The organism is Vogesella mureinivorans, assembly GCF_007644035.1.
GTDB classification, from domain to species: domain Bacteria; phylum Pseudomonadota; class Gammaproteobacteria; order Burkholderiales; family Chromobacteriaceae; genus Vogesella; species Vogesella mureinivorans.
On the sequence record NZ_VMTV02000002.1, the window covers coordinates 1 to 296 of the forward strand.

The 296-nt window shown below is 68.9% G+C and carries 1 protein-coding gene; it reads right to left on the reverse strand.

The window, feature by feature from the left end; genetic code table 11:
• The coding region (locus tag FLQ44_RS23415; protein WP_206208582.1) for an AAA family ATPase at window positions 1-296 on the reverse strand (296 nt) is incomplete at both ends.

A 296-nucleotide genomic window follows, 5' to 3' on the forward strand; every position in this document is an offset into this window, starting at 1 on the left:
TGACAGCAGATGCGACTGGCCGAGGCGCTGGCCATCGGCGTGGCTGTCGTACAGCGCCGCGACCACGGCCTGTTCGATCTCGGCGCCGGAGAAGCCCACGCTGGCCGTCGACAGGGCCGCGAGGTCGAAGGCCTCGATGGTCTGCTGGCGGCGGCCGAGATGAATGGCGAAGGCCTGCTGGCGTGCGGATGTGCCCGGCAAGTCGACGAAGAAGATCTCGTCGAAGCGGCCCTTGCGCAGCAGCTCGGGCGGCAGCTGCTCGATGCTGTTGGCGGTGGCCACCAGGAACACCGGCT